Annotated in this window: 10 protein-coding genes; 3 read left to right on the top strand and 7 right to left on the bottom strand. The window is 61.6% G+C overall.

Annotated features, from left to right (window positions below; genetic code table 11):
- The 5 genes from ACEW8G_RS04665 to crtY all read right to left on the bottom strand — a co-directional run.
- Positions 1-781, bottom strand: a 781-nt coding sequence (locus ACEW8G_RS04665) for a phytoene/squalene synthase family protein (RefSeq protein ID WP_373487285.1), incomplete at its 3' end; no start/stop codon positions are given.
- A gap of 119 nt (positions 782-900) precedes the next feature.
- A complete protein-coding gene (locus tag ACEW8G_RS04660; protein ID WP_373487284.1) occupies positions 901-1,494 on the bottom strand; it encodes a TIGR00730 family Rossman fold protein in 594 nt (197 codons plus the stop codon).
- Between the two features lie 235 nt (positions 1,495-1,729).
- The gene (locus ACEW8G_RS04655; protein WP_373487283.1) at positions 1,730-2,104 is read right to left on the bottom strand and encodes a GFA family protein; all 375 of its coding nucleotides are present in this window, start codon (positions 2,102-2,104) and stop codon (positions 1,730-1,732) included.
- Between the two features lie 179 nt (positions 2,105-2,283).
- A complete protein-coding gene (locus ACEW8G_RS04650; RefSeq protein WP_373487282.1) occupies positions 2,284-3,762 on the bottom strand; it encodes a phytoene desaturase in 1,479 nt (492 codons plus the stop codon).
- A gap of 108 nt (positions 3,763-3,870) precedes the next feature.
- Positions 3,871-5,046 (bottom strand): lycopene beta-cyclase CrtY, encoded by a 1,176-nt coding sequence (gene crtY, locus ACEW8G_RS04645; RefSeq protein ID WP_373487281.1) that lies wholly within the window; start codon positions 5,044-5,046, stop codon positions 3,871-3,873.
- A gap of 88 nt (positions 5,047-5,134) precedes the next feature.
- Here crtY and ACEW8G_RS04640 point away from each other — a divergent pair, with 88 nt between their 5' ends.
- Positions 5,135-5,923 carry a sterol desaturase family protein gene (locus ACEW8G_RS04640; protein WP_373487280.1) on the top strand — a complete coding sequence of 263 codons (789 nt, stop codon included), beginning with the start codon at positions 5,135-5,137 and terminating at the stop codon, positions 5,921-5,923.
- Positions 5,920-6,354 (top strand): DUF2141 domain-containing protein, encoded by a 435-nt coding sequence (locus ACEW8G_RS04635; RefSeq protein WP_373487279.1) that lies wholly within the window; start codon positions 5,920-5,922, stop codon positions 6,352-6,354. The genes ACEW8G_RS04640 and ACEW8G_RS04635 overlap by 4 nt, the downstream gene beginning before the upstream one ends.
- An 82-nt stretch (positions 6,355-6,436) precedes the next feature.
- On the opposite strand, the gene ACEW8G_RS04630 is transcribed toward ACEW8G_RS04635, so the two are convergent.
- Positions 6,437-7,621 (bottom strand): acyl-CoA dehydrogenase, encoded by a 1,185-nt coding sequence (locus ACEW8G_RS04630; RefSeq protein WP_373487278.1) that lies wholly within the window; start codon positions 7,619-7,621, stop codon positions 6,437-6,439.
- A gap of 221 nt (positions 7,622-7,842) precedes the next feature.
- Between ACEW8G_RS04630 and ACEW8G_RS04625 the strand changes: the two genes are divergently transcribed.
- Positions 7,843-8,268 (top strand): hypothetical protein, encoded by a 426-nt coding sequence (locus ACEW8G_RS04625; RefSeq protein ID WP_373487277.1) that lies wholly within the window; start codon positions 7,843-7,845, stop codon positions 8,266-8,268.
- 6 nt (positions 8,269-8,274) lie between these two features.
- Here ACEW8G_RS04625 and ACEW8G_RS04620 read toward each other — a convergent pair.
- The coding region (locus ACEW8G_RS04620; RefSeq protein ID WP_373487276.1) for a dicarboxylate/amino acid:cation symporter at positions 8,275-8,952 on the bottom strand (678 nt) is incomplete at its 5' end.

The following is an 8,952-nucleotide window of genomic DNA, read 5'->3' as shown; positions in this document are numbered from 1 at the left end:
CGCGCACCTGCCGGGCGATGTCGCCATAAATGCCCGCCGCCGCGAGCACCGCCCAGCGCGCCCGCAATGGCAGCTTTTCAGCTCCCACCCGCGCCGAGGCTTCATACGCCTCTGACTGGACCGTCAGCCGAGCGGCGAGATTGACCAATTGCGGCCGCAGCCATGGTTTCATGTGCTGGCCGGGCGGAATATCGGCTTCGACCAGCCATTCTACCGGCAGATAGCAGCGCCCGACGGCATCGTCTTCTGACAGGTCGCGCGCAATGTTGGCGAGCTGGAATGCCAGGCCCAGATCGCACGCCCGGTCGAGCGTCGCCTCATCCTCAGGGTCCACCCCCATGATGATCGCCATCAGCAGCCCGACCGCGCCGGCAACGTGATAGCAATATTGATACAGGTCGTGCGCGCTGCGCGGGCGCCATTCGGCAGCGTCGAGATCAAAGCCGTCGATGACATCGAAGATGATCCGGTGCGGCAGGCGGCATTCCGCCGCCACCAGCGCCAGCGCGGCAAACGCCGGGTCATCGACCGCGCTGCCAGCCAGCGCCAGCTCGGTTTGCTTGCGGATATAGGCAACGCGCGCATGCGCATCGCTCACCGCGCTCATGCCATGGCCCATGTCTTGCCCATCGGCCAGATCATCGCATTTGCGGCACCATGCATAGAGCAGCCAGGCGCGCTCGCGTGTCGTCCGGTCGAACAGACGCGAGGCCAGCGCAAAAGATTTCGAACCGCGCGCGATTGAATCGTGCGCATAGGCGACGAGGGCTGGTCTATCCACGCCAAGCGCTCCGCAACGTCTATCGTTCTCCGGCGCAAGCCGGAGTCCACGGCGAGGTTGCGCAAGATCGCTCCGAATTCCGGCATTCGCCGGAAAACGAAAACGGGTGGCGGGGTAAGTTACAGATCATCCGCAGTCATCGCAAAGATCGGCCGGTGCGGGCGATAGGCTTCCATCTTGGCGAGCAGCCCGCCCAGCGTATCACCGACGATCAGGATACCGGCATGCTGCGGACGGATGAAGCCGACGCTGACCATGTGCTTGTTGAATGCGATCAGCTGATCGTAAAAACCGTTGACGTTGAGCAGCCCGACCGGATCGGTGTGATAACCCAGCTGCGCCCAACTGATCGCCTCCCACAGCTCGTCCATCGTGCCCACCCCGCCGGGAAGCACGATGAAGCCATCCGACAGATCGGTGAACAGCTGCTTGCGCGCGTGCATGCCGGAGACAACGTGCAGCTCAGTGCAACCTTGATGCGCGACCTCCGGGCGCACCAGCGCCTCGGGAATGATGCCGATCACCTCACCGCCCGCCGCCAGCGCGGCATCCGCCACCGCGCCCATCAGCCCAAGCCGCCCGCCGCCATAGACCACACCGATGCCGCATTCCGCCAGCGCCGTGCCGACCGCGCGGGCGCTTTCAATATAAGCCGGGTCAGCGGGCGTGGCGGACCCGCAATAGATGGCAAGGCGTCGGAAGGGGGCGGTCATGGTGATTCCTCAATCGCGATGGTTGCTGGTCCATCGCTGGAAATTGGGCGGGGGGCAAGGCCGTTCAATCCTCCCCCAGCTTGCTGGGGGAGGGGGACCGCGCCGCGAAGCGGCGGGGTGGAGGGGTAGCGGGATCGTGCAAGTTTTTCGGGAAAAGCACAATCTCGCCTCCCCTCCACCATTCGCTTCGCGAATGGTCCCCCTCCCCGAGACAAGCTTGGGGAGGATTTTTTGCTCACTCTTGCGGCAGGCCGTCGGCGATGTCGTAATAATCGCCCTTGTCGGCGGTGAAGATGTGGATGTTCAGCTTGGTATCCGTCGGCTGGTCGAACGCGCCCATCGCAATCGCGGTCGCGTCGCGGTGCGGCGGGTCCCAGAACAAAAGGCTGCCGCAGGTATCGCAAAAGCCCCGCCTCACCTTGGGGCTCGATTGATACCAGCGGATGTGGTCCTCACCGCTGATCGTCAGATCGCTTCGCCTGACATCGGTCGAAGCCCAGTAATGCCCCGATTGCTTGCGGCACTGCATGCAATGACAGGCATCGGGCGCTTTCAGTGGCGCCGCAACGGTGAACGATACCGCGCCGCACAGGCATGATCCGGTGTGCATGATGGCGTGCTCCTGCTGACCAAAATCCTCCCCAACTTGCTGGGGGAGGGGGACCACGAAGTGGTGGAGGGGAAGCGGGATAGTGCATCATTCTGAGGGAAACACAATCTCGCCTCCCCTCCACCATTCGCTATCGCGAACGGTCCCCCTCCCCGAGACAAGCTCGGGGAGGTTGTATCCTAAAGCATATCCTCCAGCATCAACGCTGCAGTCGCCTTGGCGCTGCCGACCACGCCGGGGATGCCTGCCCCAGGATGCGTGCCGGCGCCGACGAAATAGAGATTGGGGATCGTATCGTCGCGGTTGTGGGTGCGGAAATACGCGCTCTGGGTCAGCACGGGTTCAAGGCTGAAGGCGCTGCCAAGGTGCGCGTTGAGATCAGTGCTGAAATCCTGCGGCGTATAATGGAAGCTGGTGACGACACGCTCGTGAATGTCCGGGATCAGCCGGTGACCGATCTCATCGAGAATGCGCTTCTCGTAAATTGGCCCCATTTCCTTCCAGTCGATCGGCAGCTTGCCCTGATGCGGTACGGGGGAGAGCACATAGAAGGTGCTGTGCCCCGGCGGCGCCATAGACGGATCGGTGACGGTCGGGTGGTGCAGATAGAGCGAAAAGTCCTTCGCCAGCACGCCATGATCGTAAATGTCTTCAAGCAGCCCTTTGTAACGCGGGCCGAACAGGATCATGTGGTGCGGAATGCCCGGCCAGTCGCCCTTGATGCCAAAATGCGCGACGAACAGCGAGGGCGAGAATTTCTTACGCTTCAGGGCGGCCGCCGCCCGCTTGCCGCGCCCCGATTTGCCGAGCAGGTCGCGATAGCTGTGCATGATGTCGGCGTTGCTGGCGACCGCGTCGAAATTTTCGCGCCAGCCGCTCTTGGTGACGACGCCGGTCGCCTTGTCGCCCATCGTCTCGATCTCGGTCACCGGATCGCCGATCCGTATCGTGCCGCCCAGCCGCTCAAAATGCGTGACCATCCCCGCGATCAACCGGTTGGTGCCTCCTCGTGCAAACCATACCCCGCCATCCTTTTCCAGCTTGTGGATCAGCGCGTAGATCGAGCTGGTTTTCATCGGGTTGCCGCCGACCAGCAGCGTATGGAAGCTCAGCGCCTCGCGCAGCTTTTCGTTCTTCACGAACGACGAGACGATGGAATACACCGAGCGCCATGCCTGATATTTCATCAGCGCCGGCGCAGCCTTGATCATGCTGGCGAAATCAAGAAACGCCTTGTGGCCGAGCTTGAGATAACCTTCGTCATGCACGCCAGCGCTGTATTCGAGGAACTTGGCATAGCCTGCGACATCGGCGGGGTTGAGCTTTTCAATCTCGGCGCGCAGTCCCGCTTCGTCGTTCGAATAATCGAAATTGGTGCCATCGGGCCAGTTGAGCCGATAAAACGGCATCACCGGCACCAGTTCCACATCTTCGCTGATGTGGTGACCGCTCAGCGCCCAGAGCTCTTCGAGGCACGGCGGATCGGTGATCACGGTCGGCCCGGCATCAAAGGTGAAGCCGTCCTTCTGCCAAAAATAGGCGCGGCCGCCCGGCTTGTCGCGGCCCTCGATCACGGTGGTGGCGATGCCTGCCGATTGCAGGCGAATGGCAAGCGCCAGCCCGCCGAAGCCCGACCCAATTACTGCTGCTGTCTTCACGTGGTTGATTGCCCCTGATTGCGACCCGAATGCGCGGGCGAGAATTCATGCACTATAGCGTTACGTTGGCGATGTTCCAGCAGATGCGCGTGCGATGTGCTTTGCGCGTCAACTCAGCAGTGCCTTGACGGCCCGCCAGATTGGCATCGGCGCGCGCCCGATCAACACCCGGCCCTTGTCCATCAGTGTCGATTTGCCCGCGTAAAAGCGGCCGATCAGGCCGTCCGGTAGCGTGTAAAAGCGTTCGAGCACCCGGTAGCGTTCATCGGGCTCTGCCGCCTTGAACAGCATCTTGGTGAGCATCCGGTAGAAGCCGTCGGCCTGCCAGTGATCAAGACTGGTCTTGCGGCTCATTTCCGCAAGCGCTGCGCCCGACAGATCGGGCATCTCGGCAATATGCGCCGCCAGCCGCACCGCATCGGGCAGTGAATAGCCGGTCAGGCCATGGAACAGCGCGGCGCGCGTGCCCGCCTTGGCGACATCGCCGCCGGTCGATTGCCAGTATCCGCCAAAATCACCGCCATAGACCACCGGCAGCGCGCCGGTCTCAACCCGGCTGACGCGCTCGACCTGCCAGCCCTTGGCATCGGCATAGGCGCTGATCCGGCTGCTCAGTGCCTGGGTGTCAAGATCGGGCGTATCGCTGTAATAGGTGTCTTCCACGAAAACTTCGACCGGGCTGATCGGCAGGCAATAGACAAAGCGATAGCCGTCGATCTGGTCGACGGTCGCATCCATGACGATTGGCCGGGTGAGGCCATGCGGTTCAGACAGGTGCAGCATCTGCCCCATGAATTTTTGCCAGCCGCAGCGCAGATGGCGGATGTTGCCGCCGCCGCGAGCGTCGATCACGCCGCCCGCCTCAATCCGCGCACCGTTGTCCAGCACCACATTGGTCTGGCTGGCGGCCAGCGCCCGCACCCCGGTGACAATGCGATGCGGCGGCAACGTGCTGCGCAGATGCTCGTCGAACCGATCGGAAAAGATCGAATAGTAGGTTTCATCAAGGCCGCGTTCGTGCCCCGGAAACTTCACATCATAGCCGCGCCAGCCATGGCATACGAGCGGCGCAACGAGCCAGCGGTGCTGGTCAGTGACATCGCTGCCAAAGAACGACCAGATGTGGTTGCCGCCCAATGTCGGGCTTTCCTCGATCACGAGCACATCAAGCTCGGGCCGCTTTTTGTGCAGCGCGAGCGCAATCAACCCGCCAGCGAGCCCGCCGCCAAGGATTGCGATGTCGCATTTCATCGTTTTGCTTGAAAGATTGCGCGGCGGTTTCATTCCTCTTAGCCCTAGCCGAGCGACGCGATGAGGGGAAGGGGGCTACTGCCGCTTTGCACTGCAGCATAAACCGCGCTAAGGCTTACGCATGTTGGGCTCCTCACACATCCTCCTCTCTGCGCTCGCGATGACGTTGATCGTGGGCTTGCGCTATCTGGTGACCAGCGGGCTGTTCGCGTGGCTGACGGACAAGGTGCGCCCCGGCCTCTATGCCGGGCAGATGCCGCAGATCGGCAAGGAAATCCGCTGGTCGCTCTACAGCGCCGCGATTTATGGCGTGCCGACCGGAATTGTCGCCTGGGGCTGGCAGAACCATGGTTGGACGCAGATTTACACCGACTGGAGCGCGTATCCGCTCTGGTATCTGCCGCTGTCGGTGTTCGCCTTCCTGTTTGCGCACGACACCTGGTTTTACTGGACGCATCGGTGGATGCACCGGCCCAAATGGTTCCGCATCGCTCATGCGGTGCATCATGAAAGCCGCCCGCCGACCGCATGGGCAGCGATGAGCTTTCATCCGATCGAGGCGCTGAGCGGCGCGGTGGTGATTCCGCTGCTGGTGTTCGTCATCCCCATCCATGTCGCGATGCTGGGGCTGGTGCTGGGCATCATGACGCTGATGGGCGTCACCAATCATATGGGCTGGGAATTGTTTCCACGCTGGCTTGTTCATGGCCCATTAGGACGCTGGCTGATAACCGCCAGCCATCATCAGCGACATCATGCGCAATATCGATGCAATTACGGACTTTATTTCCGCTTCTGGGACCGGCTATGCGGCACGGACTCGGGTCTGGGTTCCTTTGCAACCACACGGTCCACTGCGGCAGAGGTGTCCGCGGTGCGGATTGCGCACACCGGGGAGTCAAATTTTTGAACGCCTTCAAGACACTGGCACTTGCTGCCACCGCCCTATGGGCCTTGCCCGGCGCAGCGCCGCTCAACGATCTCAACATTGCCGTCGATGGCCTGCGCTCGTCAAAGGGGCTGTTGCAACTGTGCCTGACCGCCAATGAACGCAGCTTTCCTGATTGCAACGATGATCCTGCAGCGCGCAAGCTGACCGCGCAGGCGCGCGAAGGTGTGGCCCGGTTCAACGGGCTACCACCAGGACAATATGCGCTGGCCATCATTCATGACGAGAATGGCAACAACAAGCTCGATACGTTTGCCGGCATTCCCAAGGAAGGCATCGGTTTTTCACGCAACCCCAGCTTCAGCTTCGGCCCGCCGCGTTTCGCCAAGGTGCTGTTCATCGCGCAGGGCGAAGGGATCAACCAGCGGGTGCGGATCAAATATTATCTGTGATCAGGATGCCGCGATAACCCGATATTGATCTGCCCGGCATCAGCCGGTTCGCCGACCTCCAGCCCGGCGAGCGGCGGCAGCGTCAAAAGGCCGGAATGTCGGTGATTGCGCGGCCCAGGATCAGCGCGTGGACATCGTGCGCACCTTCATAGGTGTTCACCGTTTCAAGGTTCACCATGTGCCGCATCACCTGATAGTCTTCGGCAATTCCGTTGCCGCCGTGCATGTCGCGCGCGGCGCGGGCAATATCGAGCGCCTTGCCAACATTGTTGCGCTTGACCATCGAGACCATCTCGGGCGCAAACCGGCCTTCATCCATCAGCCGCCCGACCTGCAGCGAGGCTTGCAGCCCGAAGGCGATATCTGACATCATGTCAGCGAGCTTCTTTTGATACAGCTGCGTCGCGGCCAGCGGACGCCCGAATTGCTTGCGATCGAGCCCATATTGGCGCGCCGCGTGGAAGCAGAATTCGGCTGCGCCCATCGCACCCCATGAAATGCCGTAGCGCGCGCGGTTGAGGCAGCCGAATGGCCCTTTCAGCCCCTCGACATCGGGCAGCAGCGCATCGCCGCCAACACGCACCTCATCCATCACGATCATGCCGGTGGTCGACGCGCGCAGCGACAGCTTGCCGCCGATCTTGGGCGCGGACAGCCCCGCCATGCCCTTGTCCAGCACAAAGCCGCGAATATTGCCGCCATGCGCGTCTGACTTGGCCCAGATGACGAACACATCGGCAAACGGGGCGTTGCTGATCCATGTCTTGGTGCCGCTGATCACATAGCCATCCCCGTCCTGGCGCGCGACGGTACGCATGCCGGCGGGGTCGGACCCTGCATCGGGCTCGGTCAGGCCAAAGCAGCCGATCAATTTGCCCGATGCGAGACCGGGCAGATATTTGCGGCGCTGCTCTTCTGACCCATAGGCATAGATCGGGTGGATCACGAGGCTCGATTGCACCGAGGCCATCGAGCGGTAGCCCGAATCGACATGCTCGATCTCGCGCGCGACCAGCCCGTAGGCGACATAGCTTGCGCCCGCGCCGCCGTACTCCTCGGGCAGGGTCACGCCCAGCAGGCCGGCCTCGCCCATCAGCGTGAACAGTTCGGGCGCGTCGCGTTCCTCGCGGAAAGCGTCAATCACGCGTGGTTGAAGTTCGCCTTGCGCAAAAGCATGTGCGGCATCGCGGATCATGGTTTCCTCTTCGCTCAGCTGTGAAGCCAGGTCGAAGGGGTCTTCCCAGTTGAAACGCGCCATGCCTGCCATATTGATGCTCCTTGTTTCGGCCTGCCTGCCCGATATCGGGGCTCGCGTCAAAGCCACTTTTAACACTGCAAAAATGGATAACCGGAATGGCGATAGCAACAGATTGCAGCGGCATTTATCGCGAATATGCAGACGCGCTGCCCTCTGCTATTATTGTGTTCACGGCAGAGTCATGCGGCTGCGCATAATCTGCAGAGCAGTTTATTCTCAAGGAGTTCTTCATGGCTCATCGTCCCCGCACATTTTTCGCTGCAGCGCTAATCACCAGCGGCGCGGCATTGTTTGCGCTTCAACCGCTGGCGCTGGCCAAGGACGATGGACCAAAGCAGTCGCGCGTGCCTGCTGCCGAGGTGATCGGTGAGCCGGTGCAATGCATCAATCTGTCGCAGATCCGCAGCACGCAGGTGCGCGACGACCAGACCATTGATTTCATTATGAACGGTGGCAAGGTCTATCGCAACGAACTGCCCTATCAGTGCAGCACATTGGGATTTGACCGCGCGTTCAGCTATGCAACGTCAATCAGCCAGTTGTGCAACGTCGACATTATCACCGTTGTTCGCAACATCGGCGGGCGCCTTGATAATGGCGGCAGCTGCGGGCTGGGACAGTTCACCCCGGTCAAGCTGGTCAAGACGCCCAAGTAAGCCCGTTTACACGTCGTCGTCGGAGACCATTTCGGCGCGATCGAGTTCCCCAGTCATCGCTGCCACGGTCACCGCCACCGCCGCATCGCCGGTGATGTTGGTGGTGGTGCGGATCATGTCCATGATCCGGTCAACGCCTGCGACCAGCGCGATCGTCTCCAGCGGCACGCCGACCGATCCGAACACCAGCGCCATCATGATCAGCCCCGCGCCGGGAATGCCCGCCGCGCCCACCGCGCCCAAGGTCGATGTGACCGCGATCATCACATAATCGCCCCAGCTCAAATCCACGCCAAAGATCTGCGCGCCGAACAATGTCGCGAGCCCCAGATACATCGCGGTGCCGTTCATGTTGATCGTTGCGCCCAGCGACACGACAAAGCTCGACACGCTGGGCGAAACGCCAAGGTTGCGCTGGGTGCAGCGCAGCGTCACCGGCAGCGTGGCGTTGGACGAGGCGGTCGAATAGCTGACCGCGATGGCATCGATCATGCCGCGGAAGAAATCGATCACCGGCAGCTTGGCCATGAACTTGATCATCGCCGAATACATCACGAGAATGATGATCGCGCAGCCGATATAATTGAGCGCCACCAGCTTGGCGAGCGGGATCAACCCTTCAAAGCCGAAGGTGCCCGCAACCCACGCCATCAGCGCGTAGACGCCGAACGGGGTCAGTTCCAT

This window comes from Blastomonas sp. (assembly GCF_041747255.1).
Lineage (GTDB): Bacteria > Pseudomonadota > Alphaproteobacteria > Sphingomonadales > Sphingomonadaceae > Blastomonas.
This window is presented reverse-complemented; position numbering and strand designations above follow the sequence as displayed.

What these genes read in the sequence shown, in the direction of transcription:
- ACEW8G_RS04630 (WP_373487278.1), bottom strand. Translation starts at nt 7,621, where the DNA reads ATGGCAGGCATGGCGCGTTTCAACTGGGAAGACCCCTTCGACCTGGCT.
- crtY (WP_373487281.1), bottom strand. Translation starts at nt 5,046, where the DNA reads ATGAAACCGCCGCGCAATCTTTCAAGCAAAACGATGAAATGCGACATC.
- ACEW8G_RS04640 (WP_373487280.1), top strand. Translation starts at nt 5,135, where the DNA reads ATGTTGGGCTCCTCACACATCCTCCTCTCTGCGCTCGCGATGACGTTG.
- ACEW8G_RS04655 (WP_373487283.1), bottom strand. Translation starts at nt 2,104, where the DNA reads ATGCACACCGGATCATGCCTGTGCGGCGCGGTATCGTTCACCGTTGCG.
- ACEW8G_RS04625 (WP_373487277.1), top strand. Translation starts at nt 7,843, where the DNA reads ATGGCTCATCGTCCCCGCACATTTTTCGCTGCAGCGCTAATCACCAGC.
- ACEW8G_RS04660 (WP_373487284.1), bottom strand. Translation starts at nt 1,494, where the DNA reads ATGACCGCCCCCTTCCGACGCCTTGCCATCTATTGCGGGTCCGCCACG.